Source organism: Flavobacterium sp. (assembly GCF_041392005.1).
Classification (GTDB): domain Bacteria; phylum Bacteroidota; class Bacteroidia; order Flavobacteriales; family Flavobacteriaceae; genus Flavobacterium.
Map to the genome: position 1 here is coordinate 1 of NZ_JAWKMX010000007.1, position 23416 is coordinate 23416.

A 23416-nucleotide genomic window follows, 5' to 3' on the forward strand; every position below is an offset into this window, starting at 1 on the left:
CGTTTTCAACAGCGATATCAATTTTTAATGTGCGTTTGTCAACCTTAAAATTACTTACTGATGGTGTAATTAATTCAATTTGTTTATTTTGAAGTAATTTTGCTGCTCTTATATCTCGTGCTACACCAAAATGACTCATGGCATCGGCACGATTTGGCGTTAAACCAATTTCGAAAACTTCATCGGTTTCTATATTAAAAATTTGAGCCGCTGGTGTGCCAGGAATTAATTCAGCATCAAGAATCATAATGCCATCATGACTTTGCCCTAAACCTAATTCGTCTTCAGCACAGATCATACCGTGACTTTCTTCGCCACGAATTTTTCCTTTTTTTATTTCGAATGAATTTCCATCTTTATCAAATAATTGTGTTCCTATGGTGGCAACGGGTACTTTTTGTCCGGCAGCTACATTGGGTGCACCGCATACAATTTGAACAGGTTTTTCGCCATTACCCAAATCGACTGTAGTGATTTTTAGTTTATCGGCATTAGGGTGTGGTACACAAGTAAGTACATGACCCACAACTACACCTTTTAAACCACCTTTTAAGCTTTCGAAATTGTCAATTCCTTCTACTTCAAGACCTAAATCGGTTAATATTTCAGCTATTTCAGTTGCTGCTAAATCAGATTTTATAAATTTTTGTAACCAATTGTATGATATACGCATTTTGTATTGAATTTTAAAGCCGTAAAGATACGCTTTAATTCATGATTTGAAAATTTGAAAATTTGAAATTTTGCAAAAAAGCTATGATTTACCGTATAACCCCGATGGTAGTAAGCTACCGTGTAGCACGAACAGCGGGAATAAGGTTAGCATAGAAGCTTGATGATTCGTTTTTTATAAAATTTCTTCGACGTGTTTTTTGATATTAGCAGCTAATTTTGCTGTGGGTAAATCGTTGGCATCGTTACCAAATGGATCTTCGATTTCTTCGGCAATGAGTTCTAAACTAGCCAATACATACAAAATTAATATGACAACTGGAATGGTGTAATAGCCTAAACTGAACACGTAACCAAAGGGTAAAGTCATGATGTAAAAGAAAATAAATTTTTTGATAAATGAGCTGTACGAGTAGGGAATTGGTGTGTTTTTGATGCGTTCGCAAGCGCCACAAATATCGGTAAACGATTGTAATTCGGCATTGATTACGATGAGTTGATCACCTGTAATTTTATTTGAAACGTATAAATCGTTTGCTTTTTGAAAGAGCATTTTTGCAATTTGGTTGGGCTTGTGTTTGTGGTGGTCGAGTTCTAAATCTAACCCTTCGATGAGCATTAAGGCTGTTTCTTCGTCGGCTAAATGTTTTTGAAGAAAATGAGCATAACTAGGAATGAGTATTTCAAAATATTTTCTATCGTGTTCATCTTTTAGATAAGCTGCGAGTTTTAGAGCTAAGTTTCGACTATTATTAACCAATGCACCCCAATGTTTTCGGCCTTCCCACCAGCGGTCATAAGCCGTGTTAGTACGAAAAACTAAAAGTAATGAAATAACAAAACTTAAGGTACCGTGCATAATGGGTAAGTTTTTTAAAAAATGATTGTCGCTAAGTTTCCAATGTTCAATTTCGAGATAAGCTACGCCATATGTATAAAAACCAATAAAAAGCATAATGGGAATGAGCTTACGAAAGGTATCGGATTTATGAAAAATAAAAATAAATTGAATCCAGTCTTTTGGGTTGTATTGTATCATTTTTTAAGTTTTAAAGTCTAAAGTCTAAAGTCTAAAGTCAAAAGATAATTAATATTTTATAATTATTTTTTTGTTTCAAGTTTCAGCTAATCGAAATTCATTTTCAAATTTTCAAATTGCCTCATTTTCAAATTAACTAATATAATTCCAGATGTTCTTTTTTTTGCTGATTTCTAAAAAAACTTCTTTCATTTTTTGGTTATCGGGTTGCGTCATGTTAGGATCTTCTTTTAATATACGAATGGCTATATGACGCGCCAATTGCAAAATATCACGATCTTTAACCAAATCGGCAATTTGAAGGTTGAGTACACCACTTTGTTGTGTTCCCATAATATCGCCAGGACCACGTAATTTTAAATCGACTTCGGCAATTTCAGAAAATATCGTTGGTAGCACACATGGAACGTTCGTATCTCTTACTGTCGTTACTCAATTTGTGCATCGGTCATTAAATACAATAACTTTGTTCGGCACCACGCCCAACACGTCCTCGTAATTGATGCAATTGCGAAAGTCCAAATCCGCTCGGCACTTTCAATAATCATTACCGATGCGTTGGGTACATTACACCTACTTCTATTACTGTAGTTGCTACCATAATATTGGTTTTTCCAGCTACAAAACGGCGCATTCTTCTTCCTTATCGGCTTGAGTTTCAATTTTGCCATGTACAATTGAGGTGAATACTGTGGTAGCGGAAAATCACGAGAAATACTTTCATAACGCCATCCATTAAATCTTTATAATCTAATGGCTTCCGATTCTTGAATGAGTGGATATACAATATATGTTGTCTTCCTTTTTGCAATTTCATCTTTTAAAAATTTCCAAACTTTTAATCGATTGTTGTCACATAACGATGCACTGTTTGAATAGGTTTTCTTCCAGAGGTAATTCATCAATAACTGAAATATCTAAATCGCCATACAAAAGCTCATTGCCAATTGTCATTAGGTGGTGTTGCCGTCATGACTAAAATATGGGGCGGAAGAGCCCCACCAACCTCCCCAGAGAGGAGGATTTCCAAGTTTGACTTATTTTTGTAAAAGTTTTTTCTGTTTCATTTATGCTTCATTGTCAAACAGACACATGAAAGCCAATTTCATTTTAATATTTTGAGTTCTTAATATGTCTAATTCTTGTTGATTGGGAATGTTATGATAGTCGCCATCAACTTCAATAATTAATTTTTTTTCAATACAAATAAAATCAGCAATAAATACATCGATTATGTGTTGTCGTCTAAATTTATAGCCTAGTTTTTTATTACGTAATTCTTGCCGTATTTCTTCACGACTTTTGTTTGTTTGTTTTTATTTTGGGCTTTAAGTTCTTTTGTAGGTGTGTAAATTGATGGTCGAGCCGTCATGTGCACAATTTTAGTCACTATTCCTTTGGAAAGATTGAGGAAGGCTTCTTTTTCAGTTTACTTCTTTGTTCTACGCCAAAACGATGTTGTTCGTCTATAATAGCTAAACCTAAATTTTGAAATTGTGCTTTATCTTCTAAAACAGCATGCGTACCAATCAAAATATCTAAACTACCATTTTCTATTATCATGAATAACTTTACGTTCGGAAGTTTTAGTTGAACCAGTGAGTAGTTTTATGTTGACATTTTAGGCTTTTAGCTAATTCAGTCAATCCGTTGAAATGTTAGATAACTAATATTTCTGTTGGCTTGCCATTAAACAACTTTGAGAAACCCATTATCTTTAGCAATTAACATAGATAATAGGCTTACAATTGTTTTACCCGAACCCACGTCGCCTTGCAATAAACGATTCATTTGGGCATTGCTTCCCAAATCATTTCGTATTTCTTTTTATTACCTTTTTTTGGGCATTAGTCAATTCAAAAGGTAAATGATTATTGTAAAGTTATTAAAATTTTCTCAATTATTTCAAATGGATGCCCTTATTTATGTTTTCGAATTAAATTTTTGGTAATTAATTGTAATTGTATAAAAATAATTCTTCAAATTTTAATCGAAATTGAGCTTTGGCGAGTAATTCTTGATTTGCACGAATGAATATTGAATAATGCAGTGTTTTAGGTACTAATTGTAATTCTTGAATAATACTTTGGGGCAAAGTTTCTGTAAATAAAGCTTGAGTTTCAACAAAAAGTTGTTGCATCATTTTATTGATGACTTTATTATTAATGTTTTTAGCTAATTTTTTCAGTACTCGGATAAACGGGTTCATGGCACTTCGCAAACTTGCTTTGTGATCATCTAATAGCTCCATTTCGGGATGTGCCATATTGAACATACTGTTAAAAGCGGTTACTTTACAAATGTAAAGATATGTTATTTTTAAACCTTCTTTTATCCATTTTATGTCCTTGAAACCAAACCAGTTCCATTTCGCGGTATCATCAACAAAAGTGGCAACTAATCGCTTGCCTCGTTTTGTTCAGCCGTTTTTATATGTATGATTTTGCCAACAATTTGAACTTCGAATTACTATTTATTAATTGATTTATTTTTGTAATAACGCGTTCCTATCGATATATCGGTTCGGTATAAATTCAATAAATCACCATATTTGTGAATATTCAATTCTTTGCGCTAACAAACTCGCCTCGTTGTGGACCAACGCCTTTGAGATATTCTATGGGTGTTTCGAGTAGGTTCAATTTTAATGGCAATTACAAGTTCAAAAGTCAATTACAATTTCAAAAACCAAGTAATAAAAAAGCTAATCGCTAATTACTAAATTTGTAAAGCGAAGATAGTTTTTAATTTAAAAAAATTTACGAAAATTTATGCTAATTTGAAAATGATTATATTCGTGTAAAATTCAAAAAATCATTTCAATGTTACGATATTTCTTTCTGTTTTTTAGTTTTTTTAGCTTTTTTCCCAACAATACTTAAAAGTGTTGATTTTATTAGATGTTATGCCTATATTCTAATCAAATTTTGAAGAAAAATCAATTTCTGGAAAACTTAATTATGAATTTTTTGTATTGAAAGATATAGATACAATTACTATTGATGCGGTTGCAATGGAGATTTCAAATGTTTTAATAAATAATAAAAAAGTTCCCTTTGTAAATGATGGAAAGCATTTGAAAATTTATAAAGGATTTAAGAAAAAATAACCATTTATCTTTTACATATTCTGCTAAACCAAAGCAGACTATGTATTTTTGTTGGTGATGAAAAATTTCAAATTTGGACACAGGGGCAAGGAAAAAATACCAGCCATTGGTTACCCAGTTTGATGATGTAAATGAGAAAGTTATTTTAATCCCAATATTGAGTTTGATTATGATGTTTTTGGATTAAATTCAATTATTTCTAATGGTAAATTAGATAATATTGAAGTTTTCCTCCGTTGTCAGCATTTTCTGATGTTTGGTCATTCAAAATGCAAAAACCAATGTCTTCTTATTTAGTTATGTTGGCTATTGGTGATTTTGTAAAGAAAACAGAAACCACTACATCTGGAACCATATTAGAGTACTATTTAGACCGAAAAGACAGCTTAAAATTTGAACCAACCTATCGACATTCAAAACAAATATTTGAGTTTTTAGAACAAGAAATCGGAATAGAATATCCTTGGGAAGTGTATCGCCAAGTGCCGGTTCGCGATTTTTTGTATGCAGGAATGGAAAATACAACAGCTACAATTTTTTCTCAAGATTTTGTAGTTGATGCAGTTGGATACAATGATAAAAACTATGAAAATGTAAATGCACACGAATTGGCACATCAATGGTTTGGCGATTTGGTTACCGCAAAAGAAAGTAAACACCATTGGTTACAAGAAGGTTTTGCAACTTATTATGCTTTATTAGCAGAACAATCCGTTTTTGGAGACGATTATTTTTACCATCAGTTATGGCAAATGGCTAATCAACTTAACGAAGCTCAAGCATACGATACGGAACCTATTTTAAGTGAAAAAGCAAGTTCGTTAACCTTTTACAAAAAAGGAGCTTGGGCTTTACATATTTTGCGAGAAGAAATTGGTGCTTCAAACTTTAAAAAAGCAGTAAAAAATTATTTAAAAAAATACCAGTATAAAAATGTTGATACTGATGAATTTTTAGCCGAAATAAAATGTGTTTCAAAAGATTTTGATATTAAATCTTACAAAAAGAATTGGTTAGAAACTCCAGCGTTTGATTTTCAAAGCGTACAAAAATATTTATCAAAAGCTTCTTTCTTGCCGCTACTTTACGAAGTAATTAGTAATGCCGAAATTCCTTATGAAAGCAAAAAACAACGTTTTGAAGCTATTATGCAGTCTAACGTTTATTTTCCTGTAAAAAAGGAAATTTTGTACCAATGTGAAGTTGTTCCTTTTGAAGAAAAGAAAGAGTTAATAGAATTAGCTTTGGCTACAAATAATCTTGAAGTTCGGCAAGCTGTAGCACAAACAATACATGAAATTCCAGAAGATTTTAAAACGCAATTTGAAAGTTTGCTTAGCGATAAATCATACATAACACAAGAAATTGCTTTATTTAAATTGTGGAATAATTTTAAAAGCAGCCAGCTCACGTATGTGCAACTAAGTAATAATTGGAAAGGCTTGAATTATAACTTAAAAATTGCTAACTTAACACTTAAATTGGTTACCAAACAAATTACAGCTTTAGAAAAGAAAAATGCTATTGATGAGCTAGAAAAAATGACACAATTACCATATGAATCGGGTGTTAGGCAAGCAGCAATGGAAACGTTATTTTCACTAGGTTTACCATCAGAACAATTGTTAATTAGCGTTTTAGAAGCAACGTTGCACCATCGTTGGCAGTTTGTAAAATTTGGCAAAGAAAAAATTAGAATGTTACTTTCTGATGATGAAACGAGAAAAGCGTATTTACGTTTACAACCACAATTATCGGAAAAATTACAAAACCGATTGCAAACTTTTTTAGATGAAACGAAATAAATGAGAGCATTAATAATATCGGGTGGCGGAAGCAAAGGTGCTTTTGCAGGCGGCGTAGCACAATATCTTATTGAAGATTTACACAAACAATACGATTTGTTTCTAGGTACTTCAACAGGTAGTTTATTGGTTTCGCATTTGGCGTTAAATAAAGTAGCTAAAATAAAAGAAGCTTATACTTCGGTTACTCCAAAAAGTATTTTTAGCAATTGCCCCTTTAAAATAAAAAAGCGTTTTGGCGAAGAAATTATTGGTTTTCATCATTTTAATATTGTTAAAAATTTTATTAGAGGAAAAAATACTTTTGGCGAAAGTCATAATTTACGAAAATTGATTCGCGATTTTTTTTCAAAAGAAGAATTTGAAAAATTAAAAGAAAGTCCAAAAGATATAGTGGTAACTGTTTCAAATTTATCGCTTAATACAGTTGAATATAAGTCGATTAACGATTTTGAATACGACGATTTTTGCGATTGGATTTGGATTTCGTGTAATTATATCCCGTTTATGTCGTTAGTGCGTAAAAACGGCTGCGACTATGCCGATGGCGGTTTTGCAGCTCAAGTTCCTATAGAAGAAGCCATAAAGCGTGGTGCAACACATGTAGATGCCATTATTTTAGAAACCGAAAATAATTTGTACAACCGTTTACCTGCAAGAGGTGCTTTTTCGGCATTAACTAATTTATTTGCTTTTATGATGGATCGAATTGAATATCAGAATATTAAAATAGGTAAATATGAGGCAACGTTAAAAAATGCAACCATCAATTTTTATTATACGCCCACGCTTTTAACTACTAATTCGCTTATTTTTAAAAAAGAACAAATGAAAAAATGGTGGCAAAGTGGTTACGAATATGCTAAAACAAAAGATGTTGATAGCCAAGAAATTCTTCCCGAAGAATAATTTAAAAAACCTGTTTTAATTCTTGTTTTAAAAAAGCAATAGCAATATCCGACGCGACTTCTTCGGTTGAAACCTCTTCTAAAATTGCTTTACGCATTTCTTCGGCAGTAGTAATACCTTCGGTAATCGATTTGTTTCGAATTAAGGTAATAATGCTATTTCGCGCCTTTAAAACAGCTTCCCAGCCTTCATTAGATATATAAATTTGCTGGGTAATATTGTGTTCGTATTCGGTTTGTATAGTGTGTGCTAAAAGCGTAGCATAGCTCTGCGGATCGAGTCCATTTGGTTGCACTCGCAATAGTAGCTGCACCGGATTTATGCGTTCTAAAAACAAAACAATTCTTTCGTAGGCTTGTAAGCGAATAGGTAGTGCTTGTTTTTGATTTTCTTTAATTAATTCGTAACGACGTCTTTTATCTTCATTAATAAAAAAACGATTAATTACTATATAGGCAACACCGCCTGTTATAATGGCTGGAAGCGTATAAGCAGCTATTTCAAATATTTGTGTACTATTCATATTAATCTTCTAAAATAATTTCAAAGGTTTTATCCCAATTTTTCCCTGTAAGAAAAACGGTTTTTGTTTTTGGGTTATAGGCAATTCCGTTTAACACATCAATATCGGGGTGCTGGGTTACGTGTTTGCGCAAATCGCTAAAATCGATAATACTTTCTACTTCGCCTTTTGTATTAATAATGGCAATAGCATCTCTACCGTAAACATTTGCCCAAATTTTACCATCAATCCATTCTAATTCGTTTAATGCTTCAATTTTAGCGTGTTGTGTGTAAACATTTATATAATCAACTTCTCTTAATGTTTCTGGATCAAGAATATAAATTTTTTCGGTACCATCACTCATATATAAATTTTTACCATCATTGGTTAAGCCCCAACCTTCCATATTTTTAAAATATTTAAAGGTTTTTAGTTTTTCAAAAGTATCGGCATTATAAACATAACCTTCATTATTTTGCCAAGTTAATTGGTATAATTTATTGTTTAAAATAGTAATTCCTTCGCCAAAATATTCGGATGCTAATGTTGTTTTTTTGTAAATTTCTCCTGTTTTGTAATTGGTCTTTCGCAAACTCGATATATCGCGTGTTCCTGTTCCTGCACCAGCGCCGTTTCCAGTTCCTTCAAAAAGCGTATCGCGATAAAATTCAAAACCTTGTGTGTAGGCTTTTATATCGTGCGGATAGGTGTTTACTATTTTGTATTTTCTCAATTTTGGTTCTATTGTAGAAGCCATAGTAAAATGAGTTTCTACTTCGCCGTTATTACCTTCCGAATACACAGTAGCTGTTAGTTTCTGATAGCCTAATTTTAAGCCATTCATAGTAAAAGAAACAACATTGTTTTGTAGAGCCGTTCCAATTCTTTTATCATTTATACGATACACAACCGAATCAATAGTATTGTTTTTTTCGTTTTTTAGTTGCAATTGTAGTGTTTCGGGAGTTGTATAAACTTGTTTAATTGATGAGGTATCAATAGAAAAATTATCAGAAATATTTTTTTTATCATTATTGCAAGCATTAATGCTAATACCTAACGATATGATTGCTAATATTTTATGTTTTAACATATGTTTTAAATTTTACGAGTACAATATACAATGTTTTTTTAAAGGAACAATTGCCTTGCAAAAATACAAAATGTTTGTATATTTGCAGCGGCAAGTCCTACACGACCAGCTCCTGCAGAATCCCCCAGGGTGGGAACGCAGCAAGGGTAAGCGGTTGTAGCGGTGCGATGTAGGTAGCTTGCCATTTTTTATGCCCTTTTTGGGCTTTTTTTATGTCTTTTTGTTACCTTCGTAAAAATTAATGGTATGTCTCAAGTTGTTTTTATTACAGGTGCTTCTTCGGGAATAGGAAAATCTATTGGAGAATTTTTGCTTCAAAAAGGATTTGTAGTTTATGGTACAAGTCGAAATCCTGAAAATTATACCGAATCGAAAATTAATTTGGTGGCATTAGATGTGCGAAATTCGGATAGTATAAAGAACGCAATTACTGAAGTTTTACAAAAAGCTGGTAAAATAGATGTTTTAATAAATAACGCTGGAGTAGGAATAACGGGTCCACTAGAAGAAATTCCACTAGAAGAAATAAAAAATAATTTTGAAACCAATTTATTTGGTCCAATTGAAGTAATGAAAACCGTTTTACCTTCAATGCGCAAGCAAAAATCGGGTTTAATTATTAACATTACATCAATAGCAGGTTATATGGGTTTGCCTTTTCGCAGTGTCTATTCGGCATCAAAAGGTGCATTAGAGCTTATTACCGAAGCCATAAGAATGGAAGTAAAACAATTTGGAATTTCCGTTACAAATGTAGCTCCGGGAGATTTCGCTACTAATATTGCTGCGGGGCGTTATCATGCACCGTTAGTAAAAAATTCTGCTTATGAAAATACTTACGGAAAAACATTGGAAACAATGAATCAGCATGTAGATAGTGGTAGCAACCCAAATGAAATGGCACAAGCTATTTATAAAATTATAAAAACTTCAAAACCTAAAATTCATTATAAAGTAGGTGCTTTTATGCAAAAATTTTCTATTATTTTAAAACGAATTTTACCCGATAACGTGTACGAAAAATTACTAATGAATCATTATAAATTATAATATGAAAAAGCTTTTATTATTGTTTTTGCTATCAAATATAGCAACATTTTCACAGGAAAAAATAGAAACAAAAAAGAATAATATGTTAATTGATTTATCGGGAGGTTTCTCTTATAGACTAGGAAAAACAGAAGATACAGGTAATTACTTAATGGATAATTATATAAAGAATTTAAAGAAAGGAGTAGGTTTAGATGCTTCTATTTATGTTCAGTTTAAAAAAGAATCTAATCATTATATAGGGTTTAAATATAATTCGTTTTTAAAAAATAGTGGAATAAATGGAGTATACATAGACGCACCAAATGGCTCAAGTGGACAAGGAGGTGTTGAAGATAAAATTAGAATATCATTTTATGGGTTGATGTATATGTATTCAAAACACATAAATAATGATGCTCTTAGTGTTGAAGCTGGTTTAGGGTATATTCATTATAAAGATAAAGCTGATTATTTGGATCAATATATTATTACAGGAGGAAGTGTTGGTTTAAATACAAGTATAAGTTATTTAATATCTTTAGGTAATGGTTTTTATATTGGACCCAAACTAGGTTTACAAGTCGGAACTTTAAATAAAGTTACAGTAGATGGACCTGGTAATTATTATGAAAAAGTAGATTTAGATGATGAGTCAGAGAGTTTATCAAAAATAGATTTAGGATTATTATTAAGAATAAAACTTTAATGGTATTTTTGCAATTCAAATTTAACAACACAAAATAAATAAGTATGAAGTTTTTTATTGATACTGCAAATTTAGAACAAATTAGAGAAGCCCAAGCACTTGGCGTGTTAGATGGCGTTACTACAAATCCATCGTTAATGGCTAAAGAAGGCATAACTGGAAAAAACAATATTTTAAAACACTATGTCGACATTTGTACTATTGTAGATGGCGATGTTTCTGCCGAAGTTATTGCTACCGACTACGAGGGAATGATTAAAGAAGGCGAAGAATTAGCCGATTTACACGAGCAAATTGTTGTAAAAATTCCTATGACAAAAGACGGAATTAAAGCTTGTAAATACTTTTCAGATAAAGGTATAAAAACCAATGTTACTTTAGTTTTTTCGGCAGGGCAAGCACTTTTAGCAGCAAAAGCAGGAGCAACCTACGTGTCACCATTTTTAGGACGATTAGATGACATTTCTACTGATGGTTTAAATTTAATTGATGAAATTCGATTAATTTATGATAATTATGCTTTCGAAACTCAAATTTTAGCAGCTTCGGTTCGCCATACTATGCATGTGGTAAATTGTGCTAAAATTGGCGCCGATGTTATGACAGGTCCACTATCATCTATTTTAGGATTGTTAAAACATCCACTAACCGATATTGGTTTAGAACAATTTTTAGCCGATTATGCTAAAGGCAATAAATAAAAAAAGGAAGCTTTTAAGCTTCCTTTTTTTATTACCATTTGTAGCGTATTCCTAACGCAATATCTGGACCAAAATTATCATCGCGCCAATCATCAGAATTTAAATATATTTCGGGTCTAAAATCTAATGATAGTTGCAAAGGAAAGTCAAAATTATATTCAATTCCTAAATCGCCAGCAAACAAAAAGTACATACCGCTATCGCTATATCCTTTTTCGTCGTAACTCCAAGAGCCTAAACCCGCACCAGCACCAGCGTACCAATTAAAACCACCTTCAATATTCCAAACCCATTGGTATAAACCTACAAGTTTAAAAGCATCTACGTGTTTACTGTTACGCCAACCCAAGTCAAATTCGAGTCTGTTGTTTGATTGTAATCCTCTTTGGTACGAGATTTCTCCTCCAAAACCATCGTTGTCTCCTAAACGCAGTCCTAAAGCGTTTTTAGAAATATCTTGCGCATAACCGCTAAAAATAAATCCAAGAGCACAAGCTAAAATAAAAATGTTTTTTTTCATAAATAATTGTTTTTGTTGGTTTAAATTTTGTGTGAATTTTATTTTATGAATTCTTAATCAACATTATAAGTGTCTAAAAATTCTTCTTGATTTTGTGTTGTAGTAGCTGGAATGCCAAGCCCATCTGCAATAGTTGGATCTATCGAATAACTAAAAGTGGTTTGTGTAGCAATTACTCCTATGTTATTGGCTAAATATTGTGTAGAACGCAACACTTCTTGGTTGTTTATAATAGTTCCTAAAATTGTTGAAACAGTTAAATTTAATGTTACTACAGTCGATTTTACATCTGCATAGGTTTCTCCATTAGATGTATAATTAGCAAAATTTTCGCCCGAAGTAGTTTTTAAAGTGTAATTAAAAGTTAGGGTTAAGCCATTATATTGTTGTGAAAAAGTACCGTTAAAAGTATCTAAAGTGCTAGCGTTAGAAGCATTACCATCAAAAATAACAAAATCGACAAGGTCTATAGCAATGTCTGTAGGTAAACCTTGTGCTGTACCTATAGCTAGCGAACCTGTTAAAAGTAATTTATTTCCATCTTTTCTAACGCCGTTGTTGTTTAAACTAGAAGCATAAAAACCTACAGGAAGATTTTTAGTTTTAAATTTTTTGTAAGTATTTCCTCCTATAAGGGTATCGTTAGAAATGTATAACGAATCTCTTGCAGCACCATTTTGACTTTCAATGTTATATGTCCAATAACTTCCAATGCTTAAAGGAACAGTAAACGAAGTATTATTATTGTTAGAAGAATTATCGTTATCAGAAGAGCAAGAAATTGCTATAAAACTAACAACAAAAAGAGAGCACAACCATTTAAAATTTTTCATAAAACTTATTTTTAATAGGCAATTTACTTGTTTTTATGTTACAAACCAATTTTTTTAAATATAAATAGCTACGAGTAAGTAGTTGCTTAAAATGAATTTACTATAAATACTTCATTAAAAACCGTTAAATTTGTTCAAATTTAATATTATGTCGGGTAATACTTTTGGAAAAATAATAAAATTAACCACTTTTGGCGAATCGCACGGCGAAGCTATAGGCGGAATTTTAGATGGATGCCCTGCGGGTATAGAAATCAATTTTGATGCTATTCGCAATGAAATGCAACGTAGAAAACCAGGACAATCTGCTATAACCACACAACGAAAAGAAGAAGATGAAGTTCAGTTTTTATCGGGTATTTTTGATGGAAAAACAACAGGAACGCCTATAGGTTTTCTAATTCCGAATACGAATCAAAAATCGCAAGACTATTCGCATATAAAAGATGTTTTTAGACCCAGCCATGCCGATTATGTGTACGAACAAAAATATGGAATTAGAGATTATCGTGGCGGCGGAAGAAGTTCTGCCAGAGAAACAGCAAGTAGAGTAGTAGCAGGTGCTATTGCCAAGCAAATTATTCCAACTGTAAAAATTACAGCATTTGTTTCGTCTGTTGGCAATATTTTTATTGATAAACCGTATCAAGAACTCGATTTTTCAAAAATTGAAACTAATTTAGTGCGTTGTCCAGATGAAGCTATTGCTATGAAAATGGAAAATTATATTAAAACAATAAAAAAACAGGGCGATACCGTTGGCGGAACTATAACATGCGTTATTCAAAATGTGCCAATTGGTTTGGGTGAACCTGTTTTCGATAAATTACATGCAGCATTAGGCAAAGCTATGCTTTCTATAAATGCGGTAAAAGGTTTTGAATATGGTAGTGGCTTTTGTGGTGCCAAAATGAAAGGTAGTGCGCATAACGATTTATATAACGAAGACGGCACTACAAAAACTAATTTTTCGGGTGGCATACAAGGCGGAATAAGCAACGGAATGGATATTTATTTTAGAGTTGCCTTTAAACCTGTGGCTACTTTGTTGCAAAAACAAGATTTTCTTACAAAAAATGAAACAATTACAACCATACAAGGAAAAGGTAGGCACGATGCCTGTGTTGTGCCAAGAGCTGTTCCTATTGTAGAAGCTATGGCTGCTTTGGTTATAGCCGATTATTTTTTGTTAAATAAATAGTTAAAGTAATAAATAATTAATAATTTTATAACAATTTAATTTTAAAATTTTATAGTATGAAGAAAAAATTACTTTTAATTGTAACAATTGCTTTGTTTTCTTTTATAGATATGAAAGCTCAAAACGATTGTAATACGGCAGTTTCTGCAGTGGCAGGTATTAATACCGCAGGAACTATAGTAGGATCGTTACAAGACGTTTGTGGAACAGCAGATGCATCTACTGTTGCAACTTGGTTCGAGTATTATGCCGCTAATGATGGAATAGTTACTGTTTCTGCTAATCTTCCTCAAAATGATGGAACAACAAACAGCGATGATACTTTTATTAACGTTTACTCGGGTTCGTGCGGCGCTTTAGTTTGTGTGGCTAGTAATGATGATGTAGATGTAGCTGGAGGAAACTATTTATCAGAAGTTACTTTTATTGTAGCTTCGGGTTCTACATATTATTTTGAATGGACAGACCAGTGGAATGATAGTGGCTTTGATTTTGAATTAACAGAAACTGTAGTTACTTGCCCAGGAACTGTTACAGCTCCTTTTGTTGAAGAATTTTCAGACGCTAATCAAATTTATGTATGTTGGGATTTTATCGATAGCGATGGCGATGGTAATAATTGGTACATTGCAGACTATGATTTAGATCAAGACAATAACCCAGATGGAAACCCTTGTTTAGTTTCCGCATCTTATGATAATGATACTGGAATTTTAAATCCTGATAACTGGATTATTTCATACCCAATAGATTTATCAGCATTTGATGCTAATTATGATATAACTTTAGAGTGGTTAGCAAGAGGAATTGACCCTGGTTATGCTGATGAAAATTATACGGTTTATGTAGCTACAGGAAATCAAGATACCGATTTTTTAGCATCGTCAACTAATTTTACAGAAATAATTGGACAAAATGGAGGTGCAGGGCAAGTGTTTGTATCAAGAAGTTTAGACATTTCATCGTTCTACGGACAAACTATTTACGTGGCTTTTAGACACTATAATTCTTCAGATGAATTTCAATTAAATATTGATGATGTTGCCGTAACAGCAACATTAAGTGCTACTAATTTTAGTTTAAACAATTTTAATTATAGTTACGATAAAGCAACTAAAAATTTAACGATTTCTTCTGAAAAAGAAAATTTAAAATCTATAGAAATCTATAATTTAGTTGGACAAAAAGTTATTACTACAACAGCAACTTCGGAAAATAGTAAAGCAATTAATTTATCAAATTTAAATGATGGTGTTTATGTTGTAAATGTTTTAGATGCTACAAATAATTTTAAAAGTTTTAAATTCATAAAAAATTAATATCTTTTTATAGCATACTATGTAAACGACTAAACAAAGTTTAGTCGTTTTCTTTTTTCTTTTTGTCGGTATTCATTAAAAAGAAAATAGCACCAACTAAACCTAAACAAACCAAAGCAAAAACTACAGTTATAATAAAGGTTCCATTTGTAAAAGCTAAACTTGTCATAATTTTATGTTTTATTTTTCAAAATTAGAATAAACTATTTTGATTTTTTCTGATATTTATCACGTTACTGTAAAAATTTTGCTTTTAATTCTGGTGTAGGAATCATACAAGCTTCTTTTTTGCCATACCATTTGTACCGATTTTTGGCAATAAAATCGTAAATACTATTTTTTAACCAATTCGGAATAAAATTAAAATAATACAAAACAGTATGCCAACTTTTAAGCTCTTTGGCAATGCGTAAAGCAGCTTCGGCTTTAAAATAATAAGCAACTTTGGGTTCATATAAAATAATAGAATCGGTTTTTGAGATATCAATTTTGAGATAATTTATAATTTGTTGGCCTAATTCTGATTGTATTGCTACAAATCGAAACACGTCGTTCTTGTCATTTTTTATAATAAACTGCACCGAAGCATCGCACAAATTGCAAACACCATCAAACAGTATAATTTTTTTATTTTCTGGTAAATTAATCATAATTAACAATTACGAATTTTAAATTACGAATTCCATTTTCAAATTAGATAGGTTGAATATACTCCAATTGATCTAAACTTACTTTAGAAGTAAAAATGCCATAATTTACGGTTGCTTTTGTTTTTTCAATTTTATCAATAGTTCCTATAGCTTTTCCATCAATCATACGCACTCTGTCGCCAACTTTCAGAACAACTTTAGGTTTTGTGTCCTCAATTTCTTTTTTCTTTATTCTCGCTTCTTTCTTTTGTTCGCGAATTTCTTCTACTTTAACTTTTACTTCGGCTTTTACTTGGCGTTCTACTTTTTCTTTTTCTTGCTTTTCTTTTTTGGTTATTTTTTTACGTTTCGAATTTTCGATTTCAACCATTTTTAAAAATTCACCAATTAGTTTCTTTTTATCTTTAGTATTGAAATAACTTTCCGAAATATCATCAATTTTTTGTCCCATATAAATCAGCCGTTGGTTAGCATCGTACAATTCTTGATAGCGTTCTAATTTTTCTTGAATTTTAGCATTAATCTGCTCCATTTTCATACTTTCTTCTCGCGCTTTGCTTTCTTCTTCTTTTAAAGTTTGCGATGTTTTTTCGAGCTTAGAACGTTCTTTTTGTAGTGTTGCAATGGTTTTATCGAAACGAACTTTACCTTTTTCAATTTTCTTTTTAGCTCGATTAATTAATCCAAACGGAATACCATTTTTTTGCGCTACTTCGAAGGTAAACGAACTTCCAGCTTGTCCTAAATGCAGTTTATACATCGGTTCTAACGATTTCTCATCGAAAAGCATATTGGCATTGGTTGCAAATGGTAATTCATTCGCCAATATTTTTAAATTGGTATAATGCGTAGTAATAATACCAAAAGCTTCACGATGATAAAATTCTTCCAAAAATGTTTCGGCTAATGCGCCACCCAATTCGGGGTCAGAACCTGTACCAAATTCATCAATTAAAAACAGCGTTTTAGCATTGCATTTCTTTAAGAAATAATTCATATTTTTTAAGCGATAACTATACGTACTTAAATGATTTTCAATAGATTGATTGTCGCCAATATCGGTTAAAATTCTATCGAATAAAAAGGTTTCGCTTCGTTCGTGAACTGGAATTAAAATACCACTTTGCAGCATCAACTGTAATAAACCTATGGTTTTTAACGTAATACTTTTTCCACCAGCATTGGGTCCAGAAATTACAATTATACGGTTGTCTTGAGTAAGTTCAATAGTTTGCGGATAAATTACTTCTTTCTTGGCTTTGTTAGTTAACCATAAAATAGGGTGAAAGGCATCGCGAAAAAACAAGCGCTTTTCGGTAGTTATATTGGGTAAAATTCCGTTTATTTTAACGGCATATTTCGCTTTTGCAGCAATAACATCAATATCGCTAAGAAATAGTTGATATTCGGCTAAAAGTTCCTTAAACGGACGAATTTCATTCGTTAATTGTTTTAAAATACGTACAATTTCTTCGCGTTCGTCTTGTAATAAATCGGCTAATTCACGAGAAAAACGAAGCGTTGTTTCGGGTTCGATATACACAATGCTTCCGGTTTTAGAACTGCCCATAACCGAACCTTTTACTTTTTTTCGATACATCGCTAAAACTGCTAAAACTCTTCGATTTTCTACAATCGTTTCTTTAATATCGTCTAAATATCCAGCCGAATTGTATTGTGAAAGTGCAAGACCAAAACTCTGATTGATTTTTCCGCGAACGATTTGTATACTTTTACGGATATGAACCAAATCTGGCGAAGCATTGTTTTTAATTTCGCCGTATTTATCAAAAACAGTTTCTATTGCAAGTGTAATACTTTTTTCTAGTGCAATTTCGGTTGCTTTTTTATGCAATTCAGGATAATAATCGCTAAATTTTTTAAAGTATTTTACTAAAACAGTCGTGGTTTCTGTAATATGTCCAATTTTTTTAAAACTATTAGCTTCTAAAAAACTATTTTCGATTCCTAAAAATTGTAATTCACTAAAAATAGTTTCAAATCCGTGATTTGGAATAGCATTATTATTGGTAAAAGAAGCTTGGTATTCTGACGTTTGCTGTAAATTAGCTAATAATTCGTTTTTGTTTTTAAAGGGTAAAATAGCCAATACTTTTTCTTTACCCATTTCGGTATTGCAATAGGCAGAAATAGTTTGTAAAATAGTGTCGAATTCTAAATCTTGTACTGTTTTTTTAGTAATTGAAATCATTTTCAAAGTTTAAAGTGCAAAGTTACGAAGTTTGAAAGGTTTTACTTTTAAAAATAGTATTTTTGAGAAAATTTTAAAGTATGTTCGCAAAAATTAATTTGTCTTGGCAAAAACACTTACAACCAGAGTTTGAAAAACCGTATTTTTACGACTTGCAACAAAGGCTAGAAGAAGAATATGCACTACATACTTGTTTTCCGCCAAAAGAATTAATTTTTAATGCGTTTAATTTATGTTCTTTTGATGCTGTAAAAGTGGTTATTTTAGGTCAAGATCCGTATCATGGCGAAGGCGAAGCAAATGGTTTAGCATTTTCGGTAAATGATGCTGTGAAAATTCCACCTTCTTTACAGAATATTTATAAAGAAATTAATCTTGATTTTGAACGCATTTTAGACCAATCTGAACAAACATCTGGAAATTTAGAACGCTGGGCAAAACAAGGTATTTTGTTATTAAACGCTACATTAACTGTGAGAAAAGATTTGCCAAATAGCCATAAACATTTACATTGGCAACATTTTACCGATGCGGTAATAGAAACCATTTCTAACGAAAAAGAAAATGTAGTGTTTTTATTATGGGGCAGTTTTGCGCAAAAAAAAGCAAACTTGATTGATACTACAAAACATTATGTGCTAACCTCTGGACATCCGTCTTTTGCTGGTGTTCATAAAAAGTGGTTTAATAACCATCATTTTACCAGAACAAATGCTTTTTTGGAAAGTGTAGGTAAAAAGAAAATTGACTGGTAAATTTAGAAAATAGTACAGATTTTAAACTTGTGTTAACAATTTCGTTTCAAAATAACGCATCAAAACTTTATATTGTATTGTAAATTGGCAATAAAACTTCTTGTTAAACCATCTGGTCTGGCATCTCTAGTAATAAATGGCATTCCGATGTTTAATTGAATACTATTTTTAGTATTGAGTTCGTAGTCTAAATACGCATTTCCGTTTAAGGTAAGCCCTTGTGAACCTTTAATTTCTATTTTGTTGTTCAATTCATTTGTATATTTATCATTAGTTAAGTGATAAATGGGTAAAACGCTTGGCGTTATTTTAAATTTTGCTGCTATAGTAATAGGGTAGGATACTCGTAATAAAAAGTCGCCACTCCTTTCAAATTTATTGGTAGATTGAAAGTTTCTTAATTTAGAATTTATAGGGTAACTTGAAGCAAAAAATTCATTTTCATTTTGTGTTAAAGGTTGTTGTATTGCCGCTACAAGTTGAATGTTTTTTATAGTGTATCCAACGCCAATTATTAAATCGAAAGTTCCTAAACTAGATTGATAATCCATAGGAAGTGGAAGATTGTTTTCTTTTTTATTTGCGTTAGCTAAAGGTAGTTTTGTGCCTAATGTAAAATTTACTTTTTCAGTAGCTTTGTAAGTAGCGTTTAAAAAAATATCGGAAAGACCAAATGTTGTTATTCCGTTTCCATTTTGAGCAAGTGTTGTTAGTTTAGCATCAAAAGCCCATTTTTCATTTAATTGTCGGTTATACTCTAAATAATTGCCATAAACGCTTATGTTTCTATCGGCACTACCATAAAAAGCACCAATTTTAAATTGATTGTTTAAAACACCGGTACTATTTTCGGTATTGGGTTTAAAACTATTTACCGTACAAAAGCCCGCATCGCTACAACCTTGGCTTAATAAAATATTGATGTTTAAAAAGCACATTATTGTAATTAATAGAAAAGTTTTAGTATTTTTCATAGCCGTTTTTTTGGGTAATTAAAGCAAATATAAATAAAGTATTTTGGTTAGAAAAATAATTTGGTTTAGCAGTTCGTTAGAACACATTTCCAAAGGTGCGGGAGTGCGAAGCACGTAGCAACTTTGGTCAGCTTTAGCTGAATGTGTTCTAACGGTCTCGGCTATGAGTATTTGCGTGGGTTAGCACTTGATTTTGCAAGTACACACCAAACTGAAAATCCCTGAGGATTTTCAGAAGTAGGCGAGAACAAGCAATTACTTATAGCCATTGTTGTAAAACGTATTTATTTATTCATAAGTTGAGTTGCTTCCCAAACATATTCTTTTCCAAATTCTCCAAAATAACTAATATAGTTTCCTTCTTTTGAAATCACAACAAAACTGCTACAAGGATAATGATATTCAAAAAATAGCCTTTCAATGGTTCCTTCGGGGTCTTTATGCCAAGTCAAAATTCCATCGTATTTTTTTAAGCCATCATTATCTTTATAAATATAAATTGGTTTAGTTTGTGCTATTTGATTGATTCCATCTTCTAATTGTCCGAACCAATTTCTTCTTGATTCCTTTGTAGCTGAACCACTTGAATTACAAGGGTCTTTTCCTGGATAGTAAATTATAACTATTGGTTTAGTAGAATCTAATTCTTGATTTATTTCTTTCTCAAGTAAAGCTTCTAATAAGGCTCTGTTTGTTATTTTTCCACGTTTTTCTCTTAAAGTCAATTTTTTATGATTTGTAGAATCTCCCTGAATATCTAATAATTTATTTGTTGAACGGATTCTGTCGAACTTTGATTTACTAATTTCCACATTATTTTCATCGAAGTATCTTGTCGTGTCTTTTCCAGTTTTTGTAGCTGAACAAGAGTAAATTAAAATTCCGATTATTGTTATTTGTAAGATTTTTTTCATATGTTTTACAACGAACTGCTAAACGTAGTTCTGCTTTTTTTGAGTAAATATAAGAAATTTGTTAAAACAATTGACAAATAAACAGCTTCCGCTTTCAATTTGTCAATTGGTTGTCAAATAGTAAACGTAGTTTACGTAATTTGTACAAATTTCGCTTATTGGGAACAAAAAAAGCAGAGCCAAATTACTTTTAGCTTATGTTAGTACACGTTTTCCCTCGATGGGCAGCTAAAGCTGTCGTTTACAGGTATGTAAAAAAGTAATTTGGTTTAGCAGTTCGTTAGAACACATTTCCAAAGGGGCGGGAGTGCGAAGCACGTAGCAACTTTGGTCAGCTTTAGCTGAATGTGTTCTAACGTTTTACAGCTACCCAAAGGTGGCGATTTCGAAGCACTTTACTGTCAACCAAGCACAAACTTTGATAGATTCACAAAGCTTGATTTAACCACTGAACCGCCACTTTTGGGTAGGTGCTGTTATCGCTTCGGTGTTCTATTCATCGTTTGATTTGATTTCATTAAGTTCTCTTTCTTCAAATGCAAAAAGTCTTAAAAGAGAGTCAACCATTACATAATTTCTTGATTCAATAGATTCTTCTGTCCACTCTTTTATCTTACTTAAGTTCGTTGTTTTGCCTTTGTACACAAATTCAATATTATTCAGAGATAAACCATTTTTATACCCGATATTGATTTTATAACCTAGGAATTTTTTGTTTTGATGTAGGTCTTGTTTAGTGTCAAAACTGGCATTTGATAATTGAGAATTATAACCACTAAGTGTCAAATTGCCTAAACAATGAACCCAATTTTCTTGAATTTCTTGTGCTTTGTTTTTATCACCATCTGCTATCATATCAATCCAATGTTTGGGAATGTTGTTGCCTTGTGGAAAAATGTGCTCAACAGTCCAAACTAAAAGCCCTTTTTCGTTTCTCGCCCATAAGTCAGGCTTGTATTCTCTTGAATGAGTTACTTCATCAAGTTTTGCTAATACATATCTAGCCATACCTGAATTATAATAAAATAAGTTGTCTTCCAAACCTTCTTTTAATTTTTCTATAGAGGCAGGTTTTCCCTTTCCTTTGATTAAGAAGTCAATAATCGTTTTGCCACTTAGCTTTTTATTGTCATCTAGTTGTTTTTGGCAATTTTCAATCACTTCGATATTGATAGCATCAAGGTCTCGTGTATTTGGAAAGTCTGTTATATTTCTTCGGATGTAGTACTTTACAAGAAAGGAAAGCACATCGTCTAAACTTTTTTCTTTGTCATTAAAAGCTTTGTTTTCCAAACTGAATAAATACAACAGTAGTAAATATGATGGGGCTGACCCAATCCTTTTTAGGTCAATTAAAGATTTTGTTTGGTTGTCTTCATCATAATTTTCAGGTTGAATGAAGTAATTGTATGTTTCGGCTTTTTCAATTAAATCATCAAAAAGTTGTTTAGCGTTCTTTTTAATGAACAGTTCAAATATCTTTATAAGATTACTTTTTGTGGCTCTAGTATATTTTTCAATTTTTATGTCTGGATACACTTTAAATGCATTGTAATAATGTCTTAAAAATCTTTCTTGTTCTTGGTATTCAGGTAAAAATTCAAGTAAACTTTGCCATTCGTCATAAGCATCATCAATATTCATTTTATGTTGCTTTTCCAAATTGGCAAGCATTTTATTTTTGATTATATCCATTACTGAAAGTGGAACGCCACGATTGTTTAAAGATTCAAACAATGTGAATGCATCTGAAGATGAAGAAACAGCGATATGTATAAACTTTAAACTGTTAATTTTATGCAGTAATTCGTTCAGTCCTTCTAAGGTTTCGGGCAAATGGTCATAAAAGAAATTAAAAGCTTTATAGATTCTACGTATGCCGCAAAATTTAGAGTTAAAATTACCTTTGATTAAGCCCAATTCAGCCAATATATGCAGATAGTCATTATAATTTGCTCTTTGCGTTGAAGGTTGAACTCTCAAAAAACAGAATTTGTCTTTCTCTTTGAAGTATCCTGTTTCAGCTTTGTTTATACTATTCTTTTTATGAATTAATTGTTTCCTTATGTTGCTTAACGTGAGTTTGTAATCTTCAATTTCTTCTTCGTCATCTTCTTCGGTTAATTCTTCTTCCCATTCAAGATAGGCTCGATAAATAGCCATTAACAATAGTGATAAGGTTGTCAATCTTTGTTGACCGTCAACAACTTCATATACTCTAGACTCTCCTGGACCTAACTCGTGATTGTCGTCAATACAAATAATGCTACCCATAAAGTAGCCCGCGTCATTCTCTTCTATGTCTTCTAAAAGTTGTTCCCATTCAGTTTTTCCCCAAGTGTACTCTCTTTGATATTTCGGTACGTGATAATGTTCTAAATTCCCTTGTGTTTGAAGGATGTTAGCTAAAGACGGGTCTGTTGCGTTCATTTATATTCTTTTAATTTTGTTCTTGTCTGTCGGTTTT

Annotated in this window: 24 protein-coding genes, 1 other RNA gene and 1 pseudogene; 10 read left to right on the forward strand and 16 right to left on the reverse strand. The window is 31.9% G+C overall.

Annotated elements, in window-relative coordinates; translation table 11 throughout:
* The 6 genes and pseudogenes from ytpR to R2808_RS05200 all read right to left on the reverse strand — a co-directional run.
* Window positions 1-673 (reverse strand): YtpR family tRNA-binding protein (gene ytpR, locus R2808_RS05175; protein WP_371269896.1); only part of this gene is annotated, 673 nt, incomplete at its 3' end.
* A gap of 174 nt (window positions 674-847) precedes the next feature.
* On the reverse strand, window positions 848-1711 hold the full coding sequence (locus R2808_RS05180; protein WP_371269897.1) for a bestrophin family protein: 864 nt from the start codon (window positions 1709-1711) through the stop codon (window positions 848-850).
* Window positions 1712-1843: 132 nt separating this feature from the next.
* Window positions 1844-2705: pseudogene (locus R2808_RS05185) on the reverse strand (helicase-related protein); the annotation flags it as partial.
* Between the two features lie 73 nt (window positions 2706-2778).
* On the reverse strand, window positions 2779-3000 hold the full coding sequence (locus tag R2808_RS05190) for an endonuclease domain-containing protein (protein ID WP_371269980.1): 222 nt from the start codon (window positions 2998-3000) through the stop codon (window positions 2779-2781).
* A 100-nt stretch (window positions 3001-3100) separates the two neighbouring features.
* Complete coding sequence (locus tag R2808_RS05195; protein WP_371269898.1) at window positions 3101-3274, reverse strand: DEAD/DEAH box helicase; 174 nt, start codon at window positions 3272-3274, stop codon at window positions 3101-3103.
* Between the two features lie 388 nt (window positions 3275-3662).
* Entirely contained in the window at window positions 3663-3977 is a 315-nt protein-coding gene (locus R2808_RS05200) for a hypothetical protein (protein ID WP_371269899.1), read from the reverse strand.
* Between the two features lie 708 nt (window positions 3978-4685).
* Here R2808_RS05200 and R2808_RS05205 point away from each other — a divergent pair.
* The 3 genes from R2808_RS05205 to R2808_RS05215 all read left to right on the forward strand — a co-directional run bounded on the left by R2808_RS05205 (window position 4686) and on the right by R2808_RS05215 (window position 7534).
* Entirely contained in the window at window positions 4686-4820 is a 135-nt protein-coding gene (locus R2808_RS05205; protein ID WP_371269900.1) for a hypothetical protein, read from the forward strand.
* A 269-nt stretch (window positions 4821-5089) separates the two neighbouring features.
* Window positions 5090-6625: a M1 family aminopeptidase gene (locus R2808_RS05210; RefSeq protein ID WP_371269901.1), complete on the forward strand. Its 1536-nt coding sequence runs from the start codon at window positions 5090-5092 to the stop codon at window positions 6623-6625.
* On the forward strand, window positions 6626-7534 hold the full coding sequence (locus R2808_RS05215; protein ID WP_371269902.1) for a patatin family protein: 909 nt from the start codon (window positions 6626-6628) through the stop codon (window positions 7532-7534).
* A gap of 1 nt (window position 7535) precedes the next feature.
* On the opposite strand, the gene R2808_RS05220 is transcribed toward R2808_RS05215, so the two are convergent.
* Window positions 7536-8057 (reverse strand): hypothetical protein, encoded by a 522-nt coding sequence (locus R2808_RS05220; protein WP_371269904.1) that lies wholly within the window; start codon window positions 8055-8057, stop codon window positions 7536-7538.
* A 1-nt stretch (window position 8058) separates the two neighbouring features.
* Window positions 8059-9132 carry a glutaminyl-peptide cyclotransferase gene (locus R2808_RS05225; RefSeq protein WP_371269905.1) on the reverse strand — a complete coding sequence of 358 codons (1074 nt, stop codon included), beginning with the start codon at window positions 9130-9132 and terminating at the stop codon, window positions 8059-8061.
* Between the two features lie 88 nt (window positions 9133-9220).
* On the opposite strand from R2808_RS05225, the gene ffs reads away from it, so the two are divergent.
* The 4 genes from ffs to fsa all read left to right on the forward strand — a co-directional run bounded on the left by ffs (window position 9221) and on the right by fsa (window position 11571).
* Window positions 9221-9319, forward strand: an RNA gene (ffs, locus tag R2808_RS05230) — signal recognition particle sRNA small type.
* A gap of 59 nt (window positions 9320-9378) precedes the next feature.
* On the forward strand, window positions 9379-10182 hold the full coding sequence (locus R2808_RS05235; RefSeq protein ID WP_371269906.1) for an SDR family oxidoreductase: 804 nt from the start codon (window positions 9379-9381) through the stop codon (window positions 10180-10182).
* Window position 10183: 1 nt separating this feature from the next.
* Complete coding sequence (locus R2808_RS05240; protein ID WP_371269907.1) at window positions 10184-10870, forward strand: hypothetical protein; 687 nt, start codon at window positions 10184-10186, stop codon at window positions 10868-10870.
* 44 nt (window positions 10871-10914) lie between these two features.
* Entirely contained in the window at window positions 10915-11571 is a 657-nt protein-coding gene (fsa, locus tag R2808_RS05245) for a fructose-6-phosphate aldolase (RefSeq protein ID WP_371269908.1), read from the forward strand.
* A gap of 31 nt (window positions 11572-11602) precedes the next feature.
* Here fsa and R2808_RS05250 read toward each other — a convergent pair whose 3' ends face one another.
* Both R2808_RS05250 and R2808_RS05255 read right to left on the reverse strand, forming a co-directional pair.
* Window positions 11603-12091 (reverse strand): hypothetical protein, encoded by a 489-nt coding sequence (locus tag R2808_RS05250; protein ID WP_371269909.1) that lies wholly within the window; start codon window positions 12089-12091, stop codon window positions 11603-11605.
* A 53-nt stretch (window positions 12092-12144) separates the two neighbouring features.
* Window positions 12145-12924, reverse strand: coding sequence for a hypothetical protein (locus tag R2808_RS05255; protein ID WP_371269910.1), 780 nt, complete (start codon window positions 12922-12924; stop codon window positions 12145-12147).
* A 148-nt stretch (window positions 12925-13072) separates the two neighbouring features.
* Here R2808_RS05255 and aroC point away from each other — a divergent pair, with 148 nt between their 5' ends.
* Window positions 13073-14125 (forward strand): chorismate synthase, encoded by a 1053-nt coding sequence (gene aroC, locus R2808_RS05260; RefSeq protein ID WP_371269911.1) that lies wholly within the window; start codon window positions 13073-13075, stop codon window positions 14123-14125.
* 56 nt (window positions 14126-14181) lie between these two features.
* A complete protein-coding gene (locus tag R2808_RS05265; protein WP_371269912.1) occupies window positions 14182-15444 on the forward strand; it encodes a choice-of-anchor J domain-containing protein in 1263 nt (420 codons plus the stop codon).
* A gap of 40 nt (window positions 15445-15484) precedes the next feature.
* On the opposite strand, the gene R2808_RS05270 is transcribed toward R2808_RS05265, so the two are convergent.
* From R2808_RS05270 to R2808_RS05280, 3 genes are all read right to left on the reverse strand, one after another.
* Complete coding sequence (locus R2808_RS05270) at window positions 15485-15613, reverse strand: hypothetical protein (RefSeq protein ID WP_371269913.1); 129 nt, start codon at window positions 15611-15613, stop codon at window positions 15485-15487.
* Between the two features lie 64 nt (window positions 15614-15677).
* Window positions 15678-16094: a thiol-disulfide oxidoreductase DCC family protein gene (locus tag R2808_RS05275; protein ID WP_371269914.1), complete on the reverse strand. Its 417-nt coding sequence runs from the start codon at window positions 16092-16094 to the stop codon at window positions 15678-15680.
* Window positions 16095-16137: 43 nt separating this feature from the next.
* A complete protein-coding gene (locus R2808_RS05280; RefSeq protein WP_371269915.1) occupies window positions 16138-18306 on the reverse strand; it encodes a DNA mismatch repair protein MutS in 2169 nt (722 codons plus the stop codon).
* 80 nt (window positions 18307-18386) lie between these two features.
* Here R2808_RS05280 and R2808_RS05285 point away from each other — a divergent pair, with 80 nt between their 5' ends.
* Window positions 18387-19061 carry a uracil-DNA glycosylase gene (locus R2808_RS05285; protein WP_371269916.1) on the forward strand — a complete coding sequence of 225 codons (675 nt, stop codon included), beginning with the start codon at window positions 18387-18389 and terminating at the stop codon, window positions 19059-19061.
* 59 nt (window positions 19062-19120) lie between these two features.
* Here the strand turns inward: R2808_RS05285 and R2808_RS05290 are convergent, their stop codons facing one another.
* From R2808_RS05290 to R2808_RS05300, 3 genes are all read right to left on the reverse strand, one after another.
* Window positions 19121-20035, reverse strand: coding sequence for a hypothetical protein (locus tag R2808_RS05290; protein WP_371269917.1), 915 nt, complete (start codon window positions 20033-20035; stop codon window positions 19121-19123).
* Between the two features lie 284 nt (window positions 20036-20319).
* On the reverse strand, window positions 20320-20949 hold the full coding sequence (locus R2808_RS05295) for a hypothetical protein (protein WP_371269918.1): 630 nt from the start codon (window positions 20947-20949) through the stop codon (window positions 20320-20322).
* A 492-nt stretch (window positions 20950-21441) separates the two neighbouring features.
* Complete coding sequence (locus tag R2808_RS05300) at window positions 21442-23379, reverse strand: DUF262 domain-containing protein (RefSeq protein ID WP_371269919.1); 1938 nt, start codon at window positions 23377-23379, stop codon at window positions 21442-21444.
* Window positions 23380-23416 lie beyond the last annotated feature (37 nt).

Excerpts from the sequence above, each read along its gene's own strand:
- R2808_RS05180 (WP_371269897.1), bottom strand. The coding sequence starts at position 1,711 with ATGATACAATACAACCCAAAAGACTGGATTCAATTTATTTTTATTTTT.
- R2808_RS05195 (WP_371269898.1), bottom strand. The coding sequence starts at position 3,274 with ATGATAATAGAAAATGGTAGTTTAGATATTTTGATTGGTACGCATGCT.
- R2808_RS05200 (WP_371269899.1), bottom strand. The coding sequence starts at position 3,977 with ATGGCACATCCCGAAATGGAGCTATTAGATGATCACAAAGCAAGTTTG.
- R2808_RS05210 (WP_371269901.1), top strand. The coding sequence starts at position 5,090 with ATGCAAAAACCAATGTCTTCTTATTTAGTTATGTTGGCTATTGGTGAT.
- R2808_RS05215 (WP_371269902.1), top strand. The coding sequence starts at position 6,626 with ATGAGAGCATTAATAATATCGGGTGGCGGAAGCAAAGGTGCTTTTGCA.
- R2808_RS05220 (WP_371269904.1), bottom strand. The coding sequence starts at position 8,057 with ATGAATAGTACACAAATATTTGAAATAGCTGCTTATACGCTTCCAGCC.
- R2808_RS05225 (WP_371269905.1), bottom strand. The coding sequence starts at position 9,132 with ATGTTAAAACATAAAATATTAGCAATCATATCGTTAGGTATTAGCATT.
- R2808_RS05235 (WP_371269906.1), top strand. The coding sequence starts at position 9,379 with ATGTCTCAAGTTGTTTTTATTACAGGTGCTTCTTCGGGAATAGGAAAA.
- R2808_RS05240 (WP_371269907.1), top strand. The coding sequence starts at position 10,184 with ATGAAAAAGCTTTTATTATTGTTTTTGCTATCAAATATAGCAACATTT.
- fsa (WP_371269908.1), top strand. The coding sequence starts at position 10,915 with ATGAAGTTTTTTATTGATACTGCAAATTTAGAACAAATTAGAGAAGCC.
- R2808_RS05250 (WP_371269909.1), bottom strand. The coding sequence starts at position 12,091 with ATGAAAAAAAACATTTTTATTTTAGCTTGTGCTCTTGGATTTATTTTT.
- R2808_RS05255 (WP_371269910.1), bottom strand. The coding sequence starts at position 12,924 with ATGAAAAATTTTAAATGGTTGTGCTCTCTTTTTGTTGTTAGTTTTATA.
- aroC (WP_371269911.1), top strand. The coding sequence starts at position 13,073 with ATGTCGGGTAATACTTTTGGAAAAATAATAAAATTAACCACTTTTGGC.
- R2808_RS05265 (WP_371269912.1), top strand. The coding sequence starts at position 14,182 with ATGAAGAAAAAATTACTTTTAATTGTAACAATTGCTTTGTTTTCTTTT.
- R2808_RS05270 (WP_371269913.1), bottom strand. The coding sequence starts at position 15,613 with ATGACAAGTTTAGCTTTTACAAATGGAACCTTTATTATAACTGTAGTT.
- R2808_RS05275 (WP_371269914.1), bottom strand. The coding sequence starts at position 16,094 with ATGATTAATTTACCAGAAAATAAAAAAATTATACTGTTTGATGGTGTT.
- R2808_RS05280 (WP_371269915.1), bottom strand. The coding sequence starts at position 18,306 with ATGATTTCAATTACTAAAAAAACAGTACAAGATTTAGAATTCGACACT.
- R2808_RS05285 (WP_371269916.1), top strand. The coding sequence starts at position 18,387 with ATGTTCGCAAAAATTAATTTGTCTTGGCAAAAACACTTACAACCAGAG.
- R2808_RS05290 (WP_371269917.1), bottom strand. The coding sequence starts at position 20,035 with ATGAAAAATACTAAAACTTTTCTATTAATTACAATAATGTGCTTTTTA.
- R2808_RS05295 (WP_371269918.1), bottom strand. The coding sequence starts at position 20,949 with ATGAAAAAAATCTTACAAATAACAATAATCGGAATTTTAATTTACTCT.
- R2808_RS05300 (WP_371269919.1), bottom strand. The coding sequence starts at position 23,379 with ATGAACGCAACAGACCCGTCTTTAGCTAACATCCTTCAAACACAAGGG.